This window comes from Desulfobotulus pelophilus (assembly GCF_026155325.1).
Lineage (GTDB): Bacteria > Desulfobacterota > Desulfobacteria > Desulfobacterales > ASO4-4 > Desulfobotulus > Desulfobotulus pelophilus.
On record NZ_JAPFPW010000012.1, the window covers coordinates 109,705 to 130,562 of the forward strand.

A 20,858-nucleotide genomic window follows, 5' to 3' on the forward strand; every position below is an offset into this window, starting at 1 on the left:
CAATCTCTTTCTTCCGTTTTGGGTTAGCTGGCCTGAACAGCTGTGATGGCCGTTACGTTGACAATATCCATATATTTGCAACCCCTTGAGAGGTCGTTGACGGGTTTTGCCAGCCCCTGGATGATGGGGCCGATGGCTTCGGCTCCGCCGAGACGTTCAACGAGTTTGTAGCCAATGTTTCCGGACTGAATATCAGGGAAAATGAGTACGTTGGCTTCGCCTGGGATGGGGCTTTCCGGTGCTTTTTTGGCTCCTACGGATGCCAGAAGGGCCGCATCAGCCTGCAGCTCTCCGTCGGCTTTGAGGTCTGGCCGCTGGTTTTTCAGAATTTCAACAGCCTGGGTTACCTTATCCACATAGTCGTGCTTGGCACTTCCCTTGGTAGAAAAGGACAGCATGGCTACTTTGGGTTCGGTCTCAAGGAAAGCCTGGCAGGAGTCAGCGGATGCGCTGGCAATCTCGGCAAGCTTGGTGGCATCGGGGTCAATATTCACGGCACAGTCTGCAAAGATCAGGGTGCCGTCCACGCCGAAGTTTTTGTGGGGAGTTACCATTATGAAACAGCTGGAAACGGTTTTCATACCCGGCTTGGTACCGATTACCTGGATGGCCGCCCGGAGTACGTCTCCTGTCGTATTTTTCGCTCCTGCTACAGCACCATCCGCAAGGCTGAGCCGCACCATCATGGCAGCGAAAAAGAGTGGATCCTTCATGATTTCGTCGGCTTTTTCCAGTGTCATTCCCTTGGCTTTGCGCATTTCAAAAAATTCAGCCGCAAATTTGCCCCTGAGTTCGCTGGATGCAGGATCGATGAAACGGGAGCGCAGGGGATACCCTTTTGCTGCAAAGGCCTTTTCAAGGACCTTTTCGTCCCCGAGAATGACGAGTTCTTTTACAAGACCATTTTCCATGATGGCATGGGCGGCATCAATGGTGCGTTCATCGTCTCCTTCGGGAAGAACAATGGTCTTTTGTTTTTCCCTGGCAATGGTCCAGAATTTTTCCATCAGTGACATAATTCGTCTCCTTCGTGCTGAGTCTGGGAGCGGTGGAAACTCTGACGTTGGGCTGCTGTTCTTTGCCTGGCCAGCTTCGCCCCCCGCGCTGTGAGTTTTCTAAACAACTCATTGTAAGAATATGGCGTTGAGTTGACATTATTTTTGCGTATGTCCTTTTTCAGGAATACGTATAAACCGTTGGACCTGCTCCTTTTTACCTTCCGGGTTCTGAATCATCTGGAGTAAAAGCACCCAGGCTTTTATGTGAAACGGAAACCGATGATTTCTGTTTTTCTTGATGCCCTTACATAAAAAACTGTCATTTTATTGTCTGGCATTTTATATGTAGACATTATGTTGCAGTGCATCCAAAATCAAGGGCAAAAATATAAAAGGATTCACGGCAGAGCGCAACAGGAAAATTTTCTGAAGCGAATGTGGCCTGTCAGTATGAATCAATACAGGAATTCTCTCTTTCAAAAGATGACCGGTCCGTCAAGCCTTCTTTTACAGGATTTGATAATTTTTGAGATGCAGGACCGTTGGGAGTCCCTGTCAAAGATGCCAATAACGGTACGCGGAAGAGGGATGTTGTTTTTTGTGTGCGAAGTTTTTTGACAGGAGCCAGATTGCCCTTGCTGGCAATTTTCTCTTAAAATAATGATGGACGTTCTGCTGTGGACTCGGAGTGCATAAAAAATATTGCATATTAAGCGGGTCTGTTGTTCGTAACAAGCTTGGGTAAAACCATATTTCTATAACTAAAAGCTATCAGGATATGGTTTTTTTAAAGGAAAGTTTGTATGTTTGGTGTGGGTGTATCGAAGAAGTCTGATACAGTTTTCATTGACAGTAAAGGGGCTTTCGTTTAGGGTGTGGCCCTGTATCGTGTCAGGGAGAGACAGGCTGATGCCTGTACCGTCTGGTCGGCCATTGTTTTTGGCAGGCTAACACAGCATGATTGTCTGGTGTTTTACCCTTGTTTGAACAGGGGTATATACGTTGGGGGTTGTGCCAATCCGGATTCATACTCCCGTAGGAATCCTTATACAATGGTGAGTATTATGCAAGTTGACCGCTCATTCATCCGGGAAGTGGAAGAGCGGAGCGGCCAGCGGTTTGGAGCCTGTTTTCATTGCATGGCCTGTTCCGGTGGCTGTCCCGTATCCGATATAATGGATTATCTGCCCAATCAGATTGTCCGAATGATGCAGCTGGGTATGCGCAGGGAGGTTCTCGAGAGTCGTGCCATATGGGTCTGTGTGGGGTGCTACAGTTGTGTATCCCAGTGCCCCAACCGGGTACATATTCCTTATATGATGGATGCCCTCCGTGAACTGGCTCTGGAGGAAGGTGTGAAAATCGGTGAGCCGGATATCTGGACTTTTCACAGAGAATTTCTCAAACAGGTGGATAAGAGGGGGCGTGTATACGAGCTGGAGTTTATGGCACGTTATAAGCTTGCCACCCTAAGCCTTTTCAACGATATGGGGTCGGGTATGAAAATGCTTTTTAACGGCCGACTGGAACTTCTGCCCCATCGGGTGAAAAAGCTTCAGGAAATCCGGAAAATCAGGGAGGTGTGCTATGGAAAAAAATGAGAACGCTCCGGTGCCGGAAGGTTATGTCCCGCACCCGAGGGTTTATTATTATCCGGGTTGTTCCCTGATGTCCACGGCCAGGGACCTGGGAGAGTCCTTGTTCCAGATGGCACGACTGGTCGGCTCGTGGCTTGAAGAACTCAAAGACTGGAATTGCTGTGGAGCATCACCGGCCCACAGCGTGAACCAGAACTATGCGATTCTGCTGGCCGGACGGAATCTTGTGCTGGCTGAACGGCAGGGCATAAAAGATCTTTTTGTGATATGCCCCAGCTGCTTTGTCCGTTTGCGGACAGCGGCTAAAACTCTGATGGCAGACGAAGATAAGAATGCTCTGCTGGAAGAAGCTGTGGGTAAGAGGTATCAGGGCTCCGTACGCCTGCGGTTTTTTCTTGAAGTTGGCAGTGCCAGCCAGATGAATGTTTTTCGTCAGGCAGTGGTGAATCCTCTGAAGGGCTTAAAGGGGGTTCTGTATTTTGGCTGTCTTCTGACACGTCCGGAGTGGATTACGGGCTTTGATGTTTTGCCTTACGAGGATGAGCTGCGAAGCTTTGTGGAGTCTATGGGGGTTGAAACCCTGGACTGGGGGTATGGTAAACAGTGCTGTGGGGCTCATCTTGCTTTAACCAAGCCGGATCATGTTGACTCCCTGGTGGATCGTATCCGGGATCATGCCCGCAGGGTTGGGGCAAACTGCATGATTTCGTTTTGTCCCCTTTGTCAGGTCAATATGGAGTTGAGAGGAAAAAATTCCGAGCCTCTTCCCGTTTTTTATGTTTCAGAGCTGATTGGAATGGCCTGCCGCCTTCCACGGACGGAAAAGTGGATTCGTAAGCACCTTGTGGATCCAAGAAAGCTTCTTGCAGAGCACAACCTGTTGTAGCGGATGGTTTTGAGTTATCCCTTTGGGTTGCCTAAACAACCCGGCCCTTTTTGATTCCCTGCGGGTTCAGAAAGGGTTTTTTTGTTGGTTTTTTCTCCGTCCGGATAATGATAAGCCGCTGGTAGTGTTCGGATGGTTTTGTGAGCCCTTCGTGCGTTGGGGGGCTGTGATTTTTTTGTGAATGGTCCCCTGCCTCTGTGATGAGGTGTTCGTTGAGTTGTTTGCTGGATTTTGCTATAAAAATTAAGTCTGACAAATGCTGCATGTCCGGTTTTTTTATAGCGAAGGAGAGTTTTCATGACAAAAGGTGGCGGGGAAACGGTTCGGGAAGACGTCTTCCCTAAAATTGATTTTACAACCTTTATTCTTTCCCTGAATGCGTCGGCTCTGGTGCATCTGGGGGTGGTGGAGGATCCGGGCACGGGTCAGCGTTGCCGGAATCTTGCTCTTGCAAAGCAAACCATAGACATTCTTGGGGTCCTTGAGGAAAAAACCAAGGGGAATCTGAAGGAAGATGAGGAACGTCTGTTTCTGCACCTTCTGCAGGATCTGCGCTTGCGTTATGTTCGCAGTGAATAGCCTTTGTGTGCTGGCGGTATGGCTTGTGTCGTAAGACATTGGTGCGGAAACAAGGAGGAGGTCATATGTATCCTGATGGTAACAGCGTTGCGATGATTGCAGGGGGCGTGCGGAAGAAGATCTTTCCGAAATGGATGCTGGCGGTAATTTGTTTGTTTTTTATTACGGATGCCCATGCCTTACTGCGACCGGACAGTTTCTCCCTGCTTGCGGAAAAGGCGGGTGGGGCCGTTGTGAATATACGAACGGAAAAAATTACCCAGTCTCAGGATCGGGTTTTTCGTCATTTTTTTCAAAGTCCGTTTGCTGATCAGGACCCTTTTGAAGAATTTTTCCGTCGGTTTCACGGTGATGACGGGGCCCAGCGGGAGCATCGGAGACAAAGCCTCGGTTCAGGTTTTCTGATCAGTGAAGACGGCTATATTGTGACTAATAACCATGTGATTGAAGGTGCAGACAAGGTACAGGTTAAGCTTAAGGATGGTGAGGAATATGATGCGGAAATTATTGGCAGGGATCCTAAAACCGATCTTGCGCTGATTCGCATCCATGCTGAAAGGACCTTTCCTTTTATAAGCATGGGGGATTCTGATGCCCTCAAGGTCGGGGAATGGGTACTCGCCATTGGTAGCCCCTTTGGGCTGGAGCAGACGGTGACCGCAGGCATTGTTTCAGCAAAGGGAAGGGTGATCGGTCCTGGCCCCTTTGAAGATTTTATACAGACCGATGCTTCCATCAACCCTGGTAATTCGGGAGGTCCTCTTATCAATCTGGATGGAGACGTGGTGGGGATTAACACCGCGATTGTATCGTCCGGTCAGGGAATCGGATTTGCCATTCCGGCTAATCTTGCCAAGGGGATAGTTACTCAGCTCAAGGCCAGTGGTTCTGTCACCCGCGGGTGGCTCGGTGTCGAGATACAGCCTCTGGAGCCATCCATGGCAGCCTATCATGGATTAAAGAATGCAAGGGGGGTTTTTGTGGCGAGGGTCATGGAGGGGGACCCAGCCCATGCGGCGGGCATGCGGGGAGGGGATGTCATCACCCATATTAATGACAGAGAAGTCGAAGATACAAAGGATCTGATTGTCCGTGTTGCCGATGCTGCAGTGGGGGATATACTGAAAGTAACTGTGATGCGTTCCGGTAAAAAGAAAGACTTCCGGGTGACTGTGGCGCAGAGGAAGGACGATCAGGTTAGTCAGTCGGAACCTGTTCAGGGTGACGAACGGTTGCCGGATGGGCTGGGGCTTTCCCTCCAGGAGCTGGACGATACCCTGGCGGCGCGCATGGGGGTTGAGAGGGATGCCGGTCTGCTTGTCGCTGATGTGGCTGCGGACAGCCCGGCCCACAAAGCAGGGTTCCGGCGGGGGGATCTCATAAGGGAGATCAATCACCGCCGGATGGATTCCATCAAAAGCTATGAGTCCATGCTGAAACGCTCGAAAAAAGGGGAGTCCTTACAGTTTCTGGTGCAGAGAAGGGGGCAGTTTCTTGTCATTGTCATCGATCGCTAGGTCCCTGCCGGATGCTTTCTTTCCTCTTTATCTGAAAGCACCGGCAAAAGTGAATCTTTTCCTTCGTATTACGGGGAAAAGAGCAGACGGATATCATGAGCTGCAGTCCCTTATGTGTCCAATCAGTCTTTGTGATGAGATTTGCCTCTGTCGCAGCAGGGGCGGGGTCCGGCTTACGGTTCATGGCGGGGGGGGGCAGGTTCCTGAAACGCCCGATAATCTGGCCTCAAAAGCAGCCGTGGCTTTTTGTGCCGCAACGGGTTATGTTCCAGACCTTGATATTTACGTAAAAAAGAAGATTCCCGTGTCGGCAGGACTGGGTGGAGGCTCCAGCGATGCGGCAGCAGTTCTTTCAGCCCTGAACCGGGTGTGCGGTTATCCTCTCTCCGGACCGGATCTGGCTGCTCTTGCGCTGTCCCTTGGTGCGGACGTGCCTTTTTTTCTGATGGGTGGGGCTGCATGGGCCGAAGGAATCGGTGAGTGTCTTGAATCTTTACGGAATATACAACCCTATCCTCTGGTTCTGGTTAATCCCGGGGTGCCCCTTTCCACGCAGCAAGTCTATAAAAACCTCAAATGGGGATTGACAAAAGAGGGAATAAAAACTAAAAAACCTCATTTTGAGGAGGCCCTCATGGATCCTTTGCCATGGCTGTTCAATGATCTTGAACCTGTGGCCATTTCCATGTGCCCGGAGGTGGATACGGCCCGGTCGGCTCTGATAAGTGCCGGAGCTTCCAGAGTTTTGGTGTCCGGCAGCGGGCCAACGGTTTTTGGCGTTTTTTCTGAGGATCGGATGGCCATGGAGGCAGAGGCCTTTCTGGCAGGATGCTGTACGCGCTGGATTGTTATAGCAGCACATCTGATGCCCTGAGTGCTGAGAGCCTCTTTCTTTTTTCTAAATGGGGCGTCGTCAAGCGGTAAGACACAGGATTTTGATTCCTGCATTCGGAGGTTCGAATCCTCCCGCCCCAGCCATTTTTTTGTCTGCCGTACCCAAAGTTTTGCCGGAGATGTTTTGGCTTACGAGGTCAAAAGCAAAGGTCTTCTGCCGGAATGGGCAAAAAAATGATTTTTGTTTAACCTCTATGAACCGGATTACAGAGACAATGGAAGAACTTGTTTTATTTGCTGGGAACTCAAACCCGCTTTTGGCATCCCGTATTGCAGAGTATGTTGGGAAGCCTCTGGGCTGCGCCAAGGTAACCAATTTCAGTGATGGAGAAATCCAGATTGAAATCCAGGAGAATGTCCGGGGCCGGGACGTTTATGTCATTCAGTCTACCTGCAAGCCGGTAAATGACAATCTGGTTGAGCTTCTTCTGATGCTGGATGCGGTGAAGCGCTCTGCAGCCCGCCGTATTGCAGCCGTTATACCTTATTTCGGATACGCCCGTCAGGATAAAAAAGTGGCTCCGAGGGTACCCATCAGTGCCAAGCTGGCGGCCGACATGTTGATGGTTGCCGGGGCAAACCGCGTGATTACCATGGATTTACATGCCGGCCAGATTCAGGGTTTTTTTGACTGCCCGGTAGACAATCTGTATGCAGCTCCCGTGCTTCGGGATTACGCAAAACGGGTACTGGGTTCTACCCCTGAAGATATTTCGAATCTGGTCATTGTATCTCCTGATGCCGGTGGGGTTGAACGGGCAAGGGCTTTTGCCAAAAGGCTGAAAGCAGACTGGGCCATTGTGGATAAAAGGCGGGATATGCCCAATAAAGCCCAGGCAATGGCTGTTATTGGTGATGTTGCTGATAAAAATGTTATCATTCTGGATGATATGGTGGACACTGCCGGAACTCTGACCGAGGCGGCACGGGCTTTGGCAGAAAAGGGTGCGCGCTCTATTCATGCATTCTGTACACATCCGGTCCTTTCCGGGCCGGCAGTGGATCGCATTGACCGCTCTCCCATTCAGACACTGGTGGCGACGGATAGTATACCTTTGAGCAAAGAAGCGCTGGAATCGGACAAGATTCATATTCTTTCCATTGCAGATCTGGTGGGGGAAGCGATTATCCGCAGTCATCGTGGAGATTCGGTAACCTCGCTGTTTGTGTGATTGACGATTTTATGTGGGTGTAGACCTGAAGGAGAAAAAACCTTGGAATTTATGACTTTGAACGCGGAAAACCGCGAAGGAACGAAAAAAGGCGTATGCAGAAAACTGCGGGAAAAAGGAAAAATCCCTGCCGTTCTTTACGGGCGTCAAGTGGAAAGCCGTGATCTGGCAGTTTCTGTCAAAGAACTAGAAGACGCGATCAGAAACAGCAAGACCCGTGAGCTTTTCTTTGATATCCAGCTGGCCGACGGCAGCTGCAAAGCCATGATGAAGGATTTTCAGAAAGATCCCATCAATGGCAATTTTATTCATGCAGATTTTTATGCTGTGGAGCTGGACAGAAAAATTACTGCAAGGGTTAACCTGAGCGTTACGGGAATTCCCAAAGGCGTTGATATGGGTGGGACCCTGAAGGTTTTTGAAAGAATGGTCACTGTGAAGTGCCTGCCTGATGCAACGCCCGAAAATATTGTTGTGGATGTTAGAGACATAGGGCTTGGCAAAACATTTTATCTGAAAAATATTGCGGTTCCGGAAGGCGTTGAGCTGATTGTGGATGGGAATGCTCCCTTGGCTACGGTTGCTGTTCCGAGGGGAGCTGCTGTTGCTGCCGGGGGCAATGAGTAGTAAGGTTTCGGTTGTATGATACGATAGAGGGGGTTCCCCTATGGATATGCAAAAGCCGGTAATGGTGGCTGGATTGGGGAATCCCGGTCGCCGTTATGCTGAATCCCGTCATAATGCTGGGTTTCAGGTGGTAACGTCTTTAGGGGCCTCGCTGGCTGTCCCGCTGGATAAAAATAAATTCGATGCTGAGTTCGGACGGGGGCGGATCGGGGGATGTGACATCTTTCTGGTCAGGCCCCAGTCCTTCATGAACCGGAGCGGTATGCCGGTTCAGAAGCTTGCCCGTTTTTTTGACATTGAATTTTCCAACGTTGTTGTAGTATATGACGACATCGATCTTCCCCTTGGCCGGATACGCATCCGCGAAAAAGGTGGACATGGTGGGCACAACGGAATCAGATCTCTGATGGAACAGCTGGGAACCCCGGAGTTTGTCAGGGTGCGTGTGGGTGTCGGACGACCGGAAGGGGAGCAGGACGTTGCCGACTACGTACTCAGCGGGTTTTCCAGCAAAGAAAAAGAAATCTGGTTGCGAGTGGTTGAAAAGGCGAGAGATGCCATCTGTTGCATTCTGCAGGAAGGCGTCTCTGCCGCAATGCAGAAGTATCATTTGTAGTTTTTTTGTTTAACCTTACTTCTTTGATGGAGGAAAGCATGGAATTTGTAATGGGGAACATCCCGCTGGTGTGCGCACTGGTCGGGGGGCTCGGCATTCTGTTTGCATTGATCCTTGCAGGGCTTGTTAAAGCAGCCCCTGCTGGCGATGAAAAAATGGCTGCCATTGCCCAGGCTATTCAGGAAGGCTCCATTGCCTATCTGAATCGCCAGATGAAAAGTATTGCTGTAGTGGGTTCTGTAATCGCAGTGGTAATTTTTGTTGCTCTGGGTGCCATGAGTGCCCTGGGCTTCATCATTGGTGCCGTGGCTTCCTATGTGGCTGGCTATATCGGAATGCGTGTTTCTGTTATTGCCAACGTACGTACCGCTGAAGCTTCCAAAAATGGTCTTAACGCCGGTTTGTCCATGGCTTTCCGTGGCGGCACAGTAACCGGTATGATGGTTGCCGGTCTGGGTCTTGCTGCTACGGCTGGTCTGTATGCCGCTACCGCCAACATTCCTGCCCTGGTTGCCCTGGGCTTCGGTGGTTCCCTCATCTCCATCTTTGCCCGTCTGGGTGGTGGTATCTTCACCAAGGGTGCTGACGTTGGTGCGGACCTTGTGGGTAAGGTTGAATCCAATATTCCCGAGGATGATCCTCGCAACCCCGCAACCATTGCTGACAACGTAGGTGACAACGTAGGTGACTGTGCCGGTATGGCAGCCGACCTCTTTGAAACCTATGCCGTTACCCTTGTTGCCGCTATGTTCCTTGGCGATATTCTGTTCAATGGTAATGAAGCCATTATCATGCTGCCCCTGATCCTGGGAGCCATTTCCATTGTTGCTTCCATTATCGCCAGCTTCTTTGTCCGTCTGGGTTCCAAGAGCGAGTACATTATGGGCGCTCTGTACAAAGGCATGTTCGGTTCTGCCATTATTGCAGCCATCGCCTTCTACTATGCCATTATGCACTTCATGGGTGATGTGGAAGGTGTTTCCGCCATCAGCCTGTACTATTCTGCCCTGATCGGTCTTGCGCTGACCGTGCTCATCGTTATTATTACCGAGTACTATACCGGTATTTTCAAGCCTGTAAAAGACATTGCCCTGGCTTCAACTACTGGTCATGGCACCAACATCATTGCAGGTCTTGCTGTTTCCATGCAGTCCACGGCTGCTCCTGTTCTTACCATCTGCCTTGGTATCTTCATGGCTCACAGCTTTGCCGGTCTTTTTGGCATCGCCATTGCTGCTGTTTCCATGCTGTCCATGACCGGTATGGTTATTGCCATTGACGCCTACGGCCCCATCACCGACAACGCCGGTGGTATTGCCGAAATGGCTGGGATGGATGATTCCGTTCGTGCCGTTACCGATCCTCTGGATGCCGTTGGTAACACTACCAAGGCAGTTACCAAGGGTTATGCCATTGGTTCCGCCGGTCTTGCTGCTCTGGTTCTCTTTGCCTGCTATGTTCAGGAATTTGCCGTGCATGGTGGTGCCGATGCTGCTCAGCTTCGTTTCGACCTTTCCGATGTGAATGTTATCATTGGTCTCTTCATCGGTGGTCTGCTGCCCTACCTCTTCGCCTCCATTGCCATGAGTGCTGTAGGTCGTGCCGGTGGTGCTGTTGTTGAAGAAGTACGCCGTCAGTTCCGTGAAATTCCCGGCATCATGGAAGGTACCGCCAAGCCAGATTATGCGGCCTGCGTGGATATTGTTACCAAGTTTGCCCTCAAGGAAATGATTGTTCCTGCACTTCTGCCCGTAATTGCCCCCATTGTTGTGGGCCTTCTGCTGGGCAAAATTGCTCTGGGCGGTATGCTCATCGGGTCCATCGTTACCGGTCTTTTCGTGGCCATCTCCATGACCACCGGTGGTGCAGCTTGGGACAACGCTAAAAAATACATCGAAGACAATCACTATGGTGGTAAAGGTTCCGATGCCCACAAGGCAGCTGTAACCGGCGACACCGTAGGTGACCCCTACAAAGATACGGCTGGTCCCGCTGTTAATCCCATGATCAAGATCCTCAACGTTGTGGCTCTGCTCATGGTGCCTTTCCTGATGTAAGAACGAAACTGCCTCTCCTGCGGGAGGGGTTATCAGGAAGATGATCTGTGTGAAAAGGGGTGGATCCGAAAGGGTCTGCCCCTTTTGATTGAAAAGGTGCCTTGTACGGGGATTTGGGCTTTGGTAAGAAATGATTTATTTAAAATGGTTGAACCCATTGTCAACTTTGTGATATAAAAAACTTTTAAAGCATGAACCCCTAACAACGGTGGTGAGAGAATGGCAGAAAAGGCAATGACACTGGAGGAAGGCACGCGGCAGTTTCATGTCGGTGACCTTGCGGTCTACCCCGCCCATGGCGTGGGTCGTATTGAAGCCATAGAGTCCCGTGAGATTAATGGGAAGAAACAGGATTTTTACATTATGAAAATCCTGGAAAACGGCATGGTCATCATGATTCCCACAGAGAATGTGGATAATGTGGGTTTGAGGGATGTGATCGGCAAACAGGATATCCCTAAAGTCTATGCTGTTATGACCAACAGAGAGGACGGGCTGCAGGACAACCAGACATGGAACCGGCGTTACAGGGAGTACATGGAAAAAATCAAAAGCGGCAGTCTTTACGATGTGGCGGCGGTCTTTCGGGATCTTTTTGTTCTGAAACTGACTAAGGACCTTTCGTTCGGTGAGCGTAAACTTCTGGATACGGCTCAGGGGCTTCTGCTTAAAGAACTGAGCCTTGCCAAAGAAATGGATGAAAAAAGTATGCTGACGGAAATCGAAAACCTGTTCTCCGCGTGATCGGTTTCCATAGATCCATGAATAATGAACACCCAGGCGCTTTCTGTTGTGTGGTATCCCATACCGATGATGGAAAGCGCCTGGATGTTTTTCTGGCTGCTGCACTCAGCCCCATGAGCCGGTCTCTGGTGGCTCAGCTGATCAGAGAGAACGATTTTTGGGTGGAGGGTGAAAAGGCAAAGCCATCTCTGAAGCTCAAGGCTGGGCAACGGGTTTCCGGAAAAATTCCTGATCTGCGGCCTTCTCCTCTTAAACCCCAGAATCTTTTTCTGGATATTCTTTATGAGGATAGTGATTTTCTTGTGCTGAACAAGGCACCGGGAATGGTCGTGCACCCGGCACCCGGGCATTCGGATGGAACATTGGTCAATGCTCTGCTGTATCATTGCCCGGACCTTGGAGGGATTGGTGGTGTGGCCCGCCCCGGCATTGTGCATCGTCTTGACAAGGATACATCCGGAGTGATGGTGGCTGCAAAGAACCAGCTGTCCCATGACAGGCTGGTTTCCATGTTCCATGACCGGAAAACGAATAAGCTGTATGATGTACTGGTCTGGGGTGAAATGAAAGAAGATTCCGGCCGAATGGAGGCTGCCATAGGTCGGCATCCCATAGACAGAAAGCGTATGGCCGCTAACGTTGCCGGTGGACGGGATGCTCTTTCGTTCTGGACGGTTTCCGCTCGTTATCAGGGGCTCACAAGGCTACGTGTGGATATCCGGTCTGGGCGAACCCATCAGATCCGTGTCCACTGTTCCCATGAAGGTCATCCTGTTGTGGGTGATAGTCTGTACGGGTACCGAAAGCCGGCTGAAAGGGTGAAGGACCCTAACCTTAAGGCGCGTTTACAGCAGGTAGGCCGCCAGATGCTTCATGCCCGTTTTTTGTCATTTTACCACCCTGTGACTGAAGAGCCGATGGTGTTTGAAGCTCCTCTACCTGCAGATATGGCCGATCTTTTGAGGGATATTGACCCATGGCGTCTGAAAGAGAGAAAGCCTGATGGAAGTGTTCTTTGATCAGGTGGCCGCAATTTATGAAGGGCTTGCCCAAAATATGGATCCTTTTATGCAGGCAGCGCTTTGCAGGCCCGGATGCTCCCTGTGCTGCTCCGGCCCGGGCCGTATTGATATCAGCACCCTTGAAGGTTTGAAGATCCTGCAGCATATCAACTCTCTGCCGTCAGGTATCAGGCAGAAAATGTGGAAATCCGTTGCAAGAGATTGCAGAAACAGGGAGCAGGAAAAAAAGACATGCTGTCCCTTTCTCCGTAAAAATCATACCTGCGCTATTTATGAAATCAGACCACTGGTCTGCCGAAGGCTGTATTCCCTAGAGCCCTGCAAAAGCAGGGGGGCTGTTTTGCATAAAGAAGCTGTGGCCTTGGGTGCTGAAGCCAGAGATGCTCTTCAACGTTTGGATATCAACGGGTACTCGGGGCATATTTCATACATTCTCCACCTGCTTGAAGAGCCGGGTTTTCGGTCTTTCTATGCGGCAGGGGGTTTTGATCCTTCCCTTGTGATGGTTTATGGCAGAAAACATAAACTCGTGATACATCGGTCTCTTCATGGAAAAAAATAATCAGCACTTTCCACTTGTGGATACCCACTGCCACCTTCAAGATGTTCGCATGGCTTCAGAATTGACGCTTTTGCTGGCGGAAGCCCGTTCCGCAGGGATTGGTGGATTTGTGTGTTGTGGATCCGGAGAAGAAGACTGGGGTCGAGTGAGGGAACTTGCTGCCGTTCACCATGATGTGGTCGCTTTTTTGGGCGTACACCCCTTTTATGTACAGGAGCAGGGGGCTGGCTGGCTGGATCTTCTGGGTAATTATCTGACTTTTCATCCTGAGTTCGGAGTGGGAGAAATCGGTCTGGATGGTTTGGTCAGCTGCGGAAATATGGACGAGCAGGAAATGGTATTTACGAAGCAGTTGCGTCTGGCACGGGATCTGAGGCGCCCTGTTTCACTTCATTGCCGTAAAGCCTGGGACCGTATGCTCCCGATTTTGAAAAAAGAAGGCGGCCTTCTCCATGGAGGAGCCTTTCATGCCTGGTCAGGATCGCCGGAGTTGATTCGGGAGGTGGAGAAACTGGGTGCCCATGTGGGGTTTGGTGCTTCCATTACCCGGTCGGCGAACTCAAAAGTTCGCCGCAGCCTTCTGGCTGTTTCACCGGAACGCCTGCTTATTGAGACAGATGCTCCGGATATCCCTCCTGTTTTTGTTAAGGAGGGTATCAATCGTCCTGCGTATCTCCGGCATACATTTTCGGCCATTGCAGAGATATTGGGAGTTGGGGAACAGCCCCTTCAAAAGCAGTTATACAGGAACAGTCTGTCCTTTCTTTCTCCTCTATGCAGAGTTGGGCTTACGTCATGAATTCAGGATTTTCACGCGTCATACAGTTGATGGGTCAGGAGGCTTTTACACGCCTGCAGAAGTCCAGGGTAACGGTCTGCGGATTGGGTGCTGTGGGGTCATTTGCCATAGAGGCACTGGCCCGGAGTGGTGTCGGATCTCTTCGGCTTGTGGATTTTGATAGTGTGGAGCCTTCCAACCTGAACCGTCAGCTGCTAGCTCTTCAATCAACGGTGGGTTGTGCCAAAACGGCTGCTGCCGAGGCACGTATCAGAGATATTGCCCCAGAATGCAGGGTGGAAATACTGGATCTCTTTATCGATGAAGCGAGCCTGCCTACAGTTCTGGATAATGAACCGGATGTGGTTCTGGACGCCATAGATGGTTTGAACTCGAAGGTTCTTCTGATTCGGGAGGCACTGCAGCGGAATCTCGCCATCATCAGCAGTATGGGTGCCGCTACCCGCTATGATGCCGGAGCAATTCGCGTAGGTGATATTTCTGAAACCCACCATTGTCCCCTCGCAAGACAGGTTCGGCGACGTCTGCACCGTTTTGGAATAGAGCAGGGTCTTACCTGCGTTTTTTCACCCGAACCGCCCACAAAGGCCAGGTATCCTGAAGCGGTTGACAGGGGGAAACAGACGAGAGGGCGTATCCGTCAGCCCATGGGGTCCCTTGCCCATGTGACCGGAAGTTTCGGGCTTCGCATGGCTGGTGCTGCCCTTGATAAACTGCTCGGAAGAATATGAAAGGAGGTCCGGCTATGGTTCAGTGGATATATATGACCGCGGGGGACAAATCAGAGGCTGAAATGCTGGCAAAAGTACTGGTCGAAGAAGGTCTGGCCGCCTGTGTGAATATTTTTTCCGGGGCTCGTTCCTTCTATATGTGGGAAGGAAGGTTCGAAGAGGGTGAAGAGTATGTGATGATAGCGAAAACCACCCGCGCTGTTTTTCCAAGACTTCGGGACAGGGTTGTTGACCTTCATTCCTATGAGTGTCCCTGTATCCTTGCCCTGAATGTAACGGACGGCCACCAGCCCTTTATGGAATGGATTTCCGGTGAGGTCGCCTGACTTATTTGTTTTTGGCCACCTTCTTTTGTTTGTGATAGAAAAAAAATATTTGACCACCGCTAAGTCAGGGGCTATTTTGGTGACTAAGGGGAAAAAAGACCCCTTTTTTATCTTGCATGCACGTACTGTGTTGTAATGACGCAGAGAAAGGATTTTTCATGTTTACAGTAACGCCCGAAGCGCAAAAAGAAGTGTCGGTATTTTTTGAGGGAAAAGAGGTGCAGCCTATCCGTATCTTTATCCATGGCGGTGGTTGCGGCGGTCCCATGGTGGCCATGGCATTGGATGAGGAAAAAGATAATGATGTTCGGTTTGACATTGGGGGTATTCCCTATGTTGTTGAAAAGGATTTGTTTGAGGCTGGAAAACCCTTTGAGGTTGCATTTAACGGCATGGGTTTTGCCGTGAACTCCAGCCTTCAGCTGGAGGCTGGGGGGGGGGGATGCTCCGGGTGCAGCTCTTCCGGTTCCTGCGGCTGCTGATTAGCCCATAAGTCTGTCTTCTCATGCGGATCTGATAGAAAAAGTCACATATTTCAAGTGTTGTGAAAGTTTGAAGAAGGACATCTGCTGACCGAAAGTCGGCAGATGTCTTTTTGGTTTTGTAGTGCTTTGGCTACGGCAATATCCGCTTCAAGAAGGTCAAACGTTTCAAGTTCACAGGGCATTACCCATTGTGTGGCATCATGGACGTGAAGATGGAAGGTGGGGCTGAAGCTGTGTACGATAAATACGAAGAGATTGACGGTGGCACTGGGGTATGACCACTGGGAGTTCATGAAAAAACTGGTCTGGTGAATGGTGACTCCCAGTTCTTCTTGAATCTCTCGGTGAAGGCAGGCCATAGGGCTCTCCCCATTGCGGATTTTACCGCCCGGGAATTCCCACTGTCCCCCATGATTCTGACCAGGAGCTCTGCGGGCAATGAGTACTTTGTCTCTGCAGGTGAAGACTGCTGCGGCAACGTCCATATGCTTAGTCAGGGTAGCCTCCCTCACAGCCTGTACGAGGCCGGTAAGGCCCGGGAGAAATGTCATAGCGCTTCATGATTTGTTGCAGGGCCTGCCGTTCAAGCCCGCAGGCCCGTGCAGCAAGGCTGATATTTCCTTTGCTGCGCTTTAGCAGTCGGCCAATGTAAATTTGATTGAAACCTTTCAGGGCTTCTTCTTTCGCATCCTTGTAATTGGCTTGATGCAGGGCGGCGGAGCAGGGGCCAACGGGCCTGGGCCCGGAAAGTTGAACATCCTCCGTTCCGATTTTTTGAGTACTGGAAAAAAGGATACCGTGAATAATCGTATTTTCAAGCTCGCGAATATTGCCTTCCCACGGGTGTGCCATGAGGCGCTTCATCAGTTCCGGTGCGATACTCTTGCCAGGTTTTTTTAGCTTATGGCATTGTTTTTCCAGAAGATAGTGGGCAAGAGGGGGAATGTCTTCCGGCCTCTTCCTAAGGGGGGGCAGGTGCAGATGGCCTGCTCTGATTTTTTCATAAAGAGATGAGCGGAAGAGCTTGGTTTCAGTTTTGCTGGATAAATCCTGATTGGTGGACATCAGAATTCGGGGAGTGTCCGGAGGGCCAGCTGTCATTAAGTATTCCAAGTGTTCTTGTACCGCAGGACCGATATTAGCGATTTCATCGAGAAAAAGGGTGCCACCTTTTGCTTTTTCAAAAGAGGTTTCAGTTTTTTTTGTTGCTGAGGATGGACAGAGATCTTCCAGAAGAGAATCTTCAGACATGCTGGGGCAGTGTAGCCGCCGGAATGGGCCGGCAGAGCGTTCGCTCAGGCTGTGAAGTGCGCGGGCTGCGAGTTCCTTGCCCGTTCCGGATTCACCCGTAATCAGTATGCTTCCTTTTCCCTCTGCAAGCGAGGTAAGGGTGTCCATAAGCTCTTTCATCGATGTAGAATGTCCTGCAATATTGGAAAAGATTGTATGGCAGCGGCAGTGCTGCTCCAGTTTGTTCTTTTCGCTTATCAGCAAACAGCGCTCCAGTGCCCTTCGAAGGCAGGATTGCAGACTGGCAGGAGATGGCGGCCATCCGATAATTTCATGAATAAGGGGTTCATTGGGCAGCAGGCCCTGCAGAACAGAGGCTTCCGGCCTTATGAGGATGACCGTGGGGGCAGGGCGGAGAGCTGCGATTTCCTGAAGAATATCACCTGAAGGAGGCCCGGTATTGCGATCATCGATGATGATGAGATCATAACCCTGAGCCAGAAGGCACTCTCTGGCTGCCTTCGATCCTGTTGTGACATCAGGAGAACAGATAGGGTTACCGTCCATGGCTTCCTGCAATGTTGCATGGATTTCCGGATCCCTGCTGATGATAAGAATGGTTATAGAGGTCACGGTCACGGTATCTTTGTTGTAAGTTATTCCCGCATTGCGGGATAAAATGAAAATTTTCCTATGACTCTACCATACATATAAAGAACAACAAACAAACGATAATTCTGCCATGAGCCAGAAAGTCAGGAGCAGGGTGATGGCGTGGAGGCGGAGTCTACGGGATCGAAACGGAATATGGGACATCCCTGGCAGGAATCCAGGCCGGGCCATGGGTGATCCCCCCTTCCCACAAGGGATGTACCGCCGTTGGCAGCTTCTCTTCTGCGGGACTGTTCAACAGTCGGAAGGAAGTCAGGACCGGGAAGCACAAGATTCATGTAGCCCATTTCTGTTTTACCCGAAGCTTTGGATCCGGCACACATGGTGTTCATATTAGCCGTGCGGTTCAGGTAGCTCCATACGCAGCCACCGCATACGGCGGAATTAGGCGTGTGGCGAAAATCCAGATGGGTTTTACCTGTAGCAGCCATATAATCATTGAGTATGTGATAGCCTTGAAATGGAAGCACCATCAAGTAGACAAGATCTGGGGTTTGCTTAAGGGTGTCAAAGGTGTCCACGGGAGCCACAAATACTCCCTGATATTGATCCGTGGGGAGTTGGGCCTTGTCTTTTGCGGCCTGCAGAGAAAGTTCCGGGTCTATGAGATATTTAATGTGTGCTTTTTTATCAGTAGCGTCTTCTATGTTGCGGAATCCGAAAACCAGCTGCGCATTTTTGCACAGAACGCGTTTCATGGGCATGAAAAGGGAATAGCGAGCCTGACGGGCAGCCGTGATGTACTGACAGAAGGTGAGTTTGTTGCGGGTCGTATGGCTGACAGGTAAATTATCAGGATTACATGAGTTCGGAACAAAAATAAGACCGGCGGGATCAAAGTCCAGTCTGTAAGAAAAAATAAGATAGTGCAGTGCTTCTTTGTAAGTCATGGGAGCTCCTTGCATGGATGTCTGGCCGTGGATAAGCAGAATACCTGCCTTTTCGTGTACTAAAACGGGCTTGGAAGCAGATGTCAAGGTGGAAACAGGATAAAAATGGGAAAAAGATGGGGAGAGTGCCTGGAAAAGCAGGCGGGAGGAAATGAGTTGCGGCAGCAAGGACTGGAAATCCAGTGGTAAATAATCTAATTATATCAAGTTTTTTATTGTCGGGTCATGGGCTGGCTGACGTGATTGGATGTGCCTTTCAGGATGTTTGTCAAGTTTTCCTTTACAGAAATCTTTGTTTTGAGTAATAAAAACCGTGTAGAAAACCTTGACAGGAGACGGGTGTTCTTGCAATAGCTTAAGCGTCAGTATGTTTGCGATGAACATGAGATGATTCCTGCTATGTTTTGGCACACTGTGCTTCAGTCTCTCCCCTGTTCTGTTTATAAGATGGTTTTGGGGGGTGTTCCCCGGGATATCAAGATTCAGGAGTTTTTGATGCTGATTGAAGAGCAATCGCTTATTGAATTTATGTATATCATGCTCTTTCTTGGGGTAGGATTCATGGCCGCTTTTGCGCCTTTTATTGTTGCATGGCTGCTGGGTCCCAAACGAAAAGAAACCCCGAGTCATGGCAGCAACTATGAGTGTGGCATGGAGCCCTACGGGCAAGCATGGGATTTTCGCTACGGTGTGGCCTACTATCTGTATGCCCTCATTTTTCTGGCCTTTGATGTGGATATTCTTTTCCTGTTTCCCGTAGCGACTGCTTTCCATGAAGCCTCGCCTCTGCGGGCTGTTGTTGAGTTTATAATATTTGTGGGAATTCTGTCCCTTGCCATCGTTTATGCCTGGGTCAAAGGAGTCTTCAATTGGCAGAGAAGGAACAATTTATAAGTCTTGACGCCCACGTGGCGGAACTGGCAGGTCGGCTGCAAGGCGATGCAGGAGCGGTTATGACAGCTCCCGGTCCTCTTATGCGCCTTGAGCTTGCCGATCATATCGTGCGTCTTTGTCAGGCCAACTCTCTCTGGCCCATGACCTTTGGTCTTGCCTGCTGCGCCATTGAAATGATGGCTGTGGGTATGGCCCGTTTTGATATTTCCCGCTACGGAGCAGAGGTCTTCCGGCCTTCTCCGAGGCAAAGTGATCTTATGATCGTTGCCGGAACGGTGAATAAAAAAATGGCGGAAGCCGTGGTTACCCTTTATGAGCAGATGGCATATCCGAAGTGGGTAATTGCCATGGGAAACTGTGCCATATCCGGAGGTCCTTTTGCCGTTGAAGGGAATTATACAGTTGTGGAAGGGGTAGACAAGCTCATTCCGGTGGATGTGTATGTGCCGGGTTGCCCCCCACGGCCTGAAGGCCTCATTGAAGGAATTCTGAAACTTCAGGAAAAAATTTCAGGAAGCCGCCATCCTTTCCCCCAGAACCGCCATCCGAAAAAGGGGAAAATATCATGACCTTTCAGGAGCTGACGGATCAGCTTACGCCTTTGTCCTCTGGCCTTGCTGCATCAGACTATGAAGCAAGCGGTGTTCATGGTGATATTCTTCTTGAGAAAGGGGAGCTGCGTAGCGTTATTGAGCTGCTTCTTAGACAGGAATTCTATCTGGTTTTTGTCACGGCTGTTTCATTGCAGCCGACCGCCTGCCTTGTTTATCAGTTTGCCCGTCATGATGCTCTTCTCCGGATTAATCTTCGGTTGTTTGCCCAAGAAAATGAAGCTCCCACCATTGCGGATATCTACCATGCTGCCATGTGGTATGAGCGCGAAATACATGATTTTTTCGGGGTTGTTTTTACGGGAAACGAGGACATGCGTCCTTTGATTCTTTCAGAGATGGATGCGGGTTTTCATCCGCTAGTCAAAGCAGGAAGTGCCTGTCTGTCAGCTGAGAAGCTGGGCTTTTTGCCCCTTGCGGATGAACCGGAATTCGGGGACGAGCAGCCCCGGGGGAGCCATGAGGACGCATGAAAACCGAAACCTTCAAAGATGAGAGCCGACATCGTTTTTTACTGAACATGGGTCCTCAGCACCCCGCTACCCATGGGGTTCTTCGGCTGGTTCTGGAAATGGATGGGGAGTATGTGGTTCATCTGGATCCTGTTCTTGGATACGGCCACAGAATGCAGGAAAAGCTTGGGGAATCAAGGCCTTGGCCATCGTTTCTTCCCAATACAGCCCGCATGGATTATCTCGCAGCTCTGCCCTATAACCATGGCTATGTGTGTCTTGTGGAAAAACTGGCGGGCATTGAAGTTCCACGTAGAGCTGAGTGCATACGGGTGGCTACTTCAGAATTAAACCGTATCGCAAGTCATCTCCTGTGGCTTGGGGCTTACCTGCTGGATCTTGGTGCATTCACACCGATTCTCTACGGCTTTGATGACAGAGAGCAGATTCTGGATATTCTGGAAGATATTACGGGAAGTCGTCTGACATATTCCTA

The 20,858-nt window shown here is 50.2% G+C and carries 24 protein-coding genes and 1 tRNA gene; 21 read left to right on the top strand and 4 right to left on the bottom strand.

The window, feature by feature from the left end:
* Positions 1 to 23: 23 nt before the first annotated feature.
* Positions 24 to 1,016, bottom strand: a complete 993-nt coding sequence (gene pta / locus OOT00_RS11125) for a phosphate acetyltransferase (RefSeq protein WP_265425452.1) — start codon at positions 1,014 to 1,016, stop codon at positions 24 to 26.
* A gap of 1,046 nt (positions 1,017 to 2,062) precedes the next feature.
* On the opposite strand from pta, the gene OOT00_RS11130 reads away from it, so the two are divergent.
* The 17 genes from OOT00_RS11130 to OOT00_RS11210 all read left to right on the top strand — a co-directional run bounded on the left by OOT00_RS11130 (position 2,063) and on the right by OOT00_RS11210 (position 15,610).
* On the top strand, positions 2,063 to 2,599 hold the full coding sequence (locus OOT00_RS11130) for a 4Fe-4S dicluster domain-containing protein (protein ID WP_265425453.1): 537 nt from the start codon (positions 2,063 to 2,065) through the stop codon (positions 2,597 to 2,599).
* Positions 2,586 to 3,482, top strand: a complete 897-nt coding sequence (locus OOT00_RS11135; protein ID WP_265425454.1) for a CoB--CoM heterodisulfide reductase iron-sulfur subunit B family protein — start codon at positions 2,586 to 2,588, stop codon at positions 3,480 to 3,482. The genes OOT00_RS11130 and OOT00_RS11135 overlap by 14 nt, the downstream gene beginning before the upstream one ends.
* A gap of 297 nt (positions 3,483 to 3,779) precedes the next feature.
* The gene (locus tag OOT00_RS11140; protein WP_265425455.1) at positions 3,780 to 4,061 is read left to right on the top strand and encodes a DUF1844 domain-containing protein; all 282 of its coding nucleotides are present in this window, start codon (positions 3,780 to 3,782) and stop codon (positions 4,059 to 4,061) included.
* 65 nt (positions 4,062 to 4,126) lie between these two features.
* The gene (locus OOT00_RS11145; RefSeq protein WP_265425456.1) at positions 4,127 to 5,578 is read left to right on the top strand and encodes a DegQ family serine endoprotease; all 1,452 of its coding nucleotides are present in this window, start codon (positions 4,127 to 4,129) and stop codon (positions 5,576 to 5,578) included.
* A complete protein-coding gene (locus tag OOT00_RS11150) occupies positions 5,556 to 6,452 on the top strand; it encodes a 4-(cytidine 5'-diphospho)-2-C-methyl-D-erythritol kinase (RefSeq protein ID WP_265425457.1) in 897 nt (298 codons plus the stop codon). The genes OOT00_RS11145 and OOT00_RS11150 overlap by 23 nt, the downstream gene beginning before the upstream one ends.
* Before the next feature lie 29 nt (positions 6,453 to 6,481).
* Positions 6,482 to 6,556 (top strand) — tRNA-Gln (locus tag OOT00_RS11155).
* Between the two features lie 131 nt (positions 6,557 to 6,687).
* Positions 6,688 to 7,644, top strand: a complete 957-nt coding sequence (locus OOT00_RS11160; protein ID WP_265425458.1) for a ribose-phosphate pyrophosphokinase — start codon at positions 6,688 to 6,690, stop codon at positions 7,642 to 7,644.
* Positions 7,645 to 7,695: 51 nt separating this feature from the next.
* Complete coding sequence (locus tag OOT00_RS11165) at positions 7,696 to 8,271, top strand: 50S ribosomal protein L25 (protein ID WP_265425474.1); 576 nt, start codon at positions 7,696 to 7,698, stop codon at positions 8,269 to 8,271.
* Between the two features lie 40 nt (positions 8,272 to 8,311).
* Positions 8,312 to 8,887, top strand: a complete 576-nt coding sequence (gene pth / locus OOT00_RS11170) for an aminoacyl-tRNA hydrolase (RefSeq protein ID WP_265425459.1) — start codon at positions 8,312 to 8,314, stop codon at positions 8,885 to 8,887.
* 38 nt (positions 8,888 to 8,925) lie between these two features.
* Complete coding sequence (locus OOT00_RS11175; protein WP_265425460.1) at positions 8,926 to 10,944, top strand: sodium-translocating pyrophosphatase; 2,019 nt, start codon at positions 8,926 to 8,928, stop codon at positions 10,942 to 10,944.
* 219 nt (positions 10,945 to 11,163) lie between these two features.
* Positions 11,164 to 11,688: a CarD family transcriptional regulator gene (locus tag OOT00_RS11180; protein ID WP_265425461.1), complete on the top strand. Its 525-nt coding sequence runs from the start codon at positions 11,164 to 11,166 to the stop codon at positions 11,686 to 11,688.
* 50 nt (positions 11,689 to 11,738) lie between these two features.
* Positions 11,739 to 12,707, top strand: a complete 969-nt coding sequence (locus tag OOT00_RS11185) for an RluA family pseudouridine synthase (protein ID WP_265425462.1) — start codon at positions 11,739 to 11,741, stop codon at positions 12,705 to 12,707.
* Complete coding sequence (locus OOT00_RS11190) at positions 12,691 to 13,272, top strand: YkgJ family cysteine cluster protein (protein ID WP_265425463.1); 582 nt, start codon at positions 12,691 to 12,693, stop codon at positions 13,270 to 13,272. Before OOT00_RS11185 ends, OOT00_RS11190 begins: the two co-directional genes overlap by 17 nt.
* Positions 13,259 to 14,071: a TatD family hydrolase gene (locus tag OOT00_RS11195; protein ID WP_265425464.1), complete on the top strand. Its 813-nt coding sequence runs from the start codon at positions 13,259 to 13,261 to the stop codon at positions 14,069 to 14,071. Before OOT00_RS11190 ends, OOT00_RS11195 begins: the two co-directional genes overlap by 14 nt.
* Positions 14,068 to 14,802, top strand: a complete 735-nt coding sequence (locus OOT00_RS11200; protein WP_265425465.1) for a tRNA threonylcarbamoyladenosine dehydratase — start codon at positions 14,068 to 14,070, stop codon at positions 14,800 to 14,802. Before OOT00_RS11195 ends, OOT00_RS11200 begins: the two co-directional genes overlap by 4 nt.
* A gap of 14 nt (positions 14,803 to 14,816) precedes the next feature.
* Entirely contained in the window at positions 14,817 to 15,128 is a 312-nt protein-coding gene (gene cutA, locus OOT00_RS11205) for a divalent-cation tolerance protein CutA (RefSeq protein ID WP_265425466.1), read from the top strand.
* Positions 15,129 to 15,286: 158 nt separating this feature from the next.
* Positions 15,287 to 15,610, top strand: coding sequence for an IscA/HesB family protein (locus OOT00_RS11210; protein ID WP_265425467.1), 324 nt, complete (start codon positions 15,287 to 15,289; stop codon positions 15,608 to 15,610).
* Positions 15,611 to 15,663: 53 nt separating this feature from the next.
* Here the strand turns inward: OOT00_RS11210 and OOT00_RS11215 are convergent, their stop codons facing one another.
* From OOT00_RS11215 to OOT00_RS11225, 3 genes are all read right to left on the bottom strand, one after another.
* On the bottom strand, positions 15,664 to 16,164 hold the full coding sequence (locus tag OOT00_RS11215; RefSeq protein WP_265425468.1) for a (deoxy)nucleoside triphosphate pyrophosphohydrolase: 501 nt from the start codon (positions 16,162 to 16,164) through the stop codon (positions 15,664 to 15,666).
* Positions 16,103 to 17,476 (bottom strand): sigma-54-dependent transcriptional regulator, encoded by a 1,374-nt coding sequence (locus OOT00_RS11220; RefSeq protein ID WP_265425469.1) that lies wholly within the window; start codon positions 17,474 to 17,476, stop codon positions 16,103 to 16,105. The genes OOT00_RS11215 and OOT00_RS11220 overlap by 62 nt, the downstream gene beginning before the upstream one ends.
* Before the next feature lie 122 nt (positions 17,477 to 17,598).
* Complete coding sequence (locus OOT00_RS11225) at positions 17,599 to 18,405, bottom strand: DUF169 domain-containing protein (protein WP_265425470.1); 807 nt, start codon at positions 18,403 to 18,405, stop codon at positions 17,599 to 17,601.
* 495 nt (positions 18,406 to 18,900) lie between these two features.
* Between OOT00_RS11225 and OOT00_RS11230 the strand changes: the two genes are divergently transcribed.
* The 4 genes from OOT00_RS11230 to OOT00_RS11245 all read left to right on the top strand — a co-directional run.
* On the top strand, positions 18,901 to 19,299 hold the full coding sequence (locus tag OOT00_RS11230; protein ID WP_265425471.1) for an NADH-quinone oxidoreductase subunit A: 399 nt from the start codon (positions 18,901 to 18,903) through the stop codon (positions 19,297 to 19,299).
* Positions 19,275 to 19,868: an NADH-quinone oxidoreductase subunit B gene (locus OOT00_RS11235; RefSeq protein WP_438266399.1), complete on the top strand. Its 594-nt coding sequence runs from the start codon at positions 19,275 to 19,277 to the stop codon at positions 19,866 to 19,868. The genes OOT00_RS11230 and OOT00_RS11235 overlap by 25 nt, the downstream gene beginning before the upstream one ends.
* Positions 19,865 to 20,383 carry an NADH-quinone oxidoreductase subunit C gene (locus tag OOT00_RS11240; protein WP_265425472.1) on the top strand — a complete coding sequence of 173 codons (519 nt, stop codon included), beginning with the start codon at positions 19,865 to 19,867 and terminating at the stop codon, positions 20,381 to 20,383. Before OOT00_RS11235 ends, OOT00_RS11240 begins: the two co-directional genes overlap by 4 nt.
* Positions 20,380 to 20,858 (top strand): NADH-quinone oxidoreductase subunit D-related protein (locus tag OOT00_RS11245; RefSeq protein ID WP_497007258.1); only part of this gene is annotated, 479 nt, incomplete at its 3' end. The genes OOT00_RS11240 and OOT00_RS11245, both read left to right, overlap by 4 nt.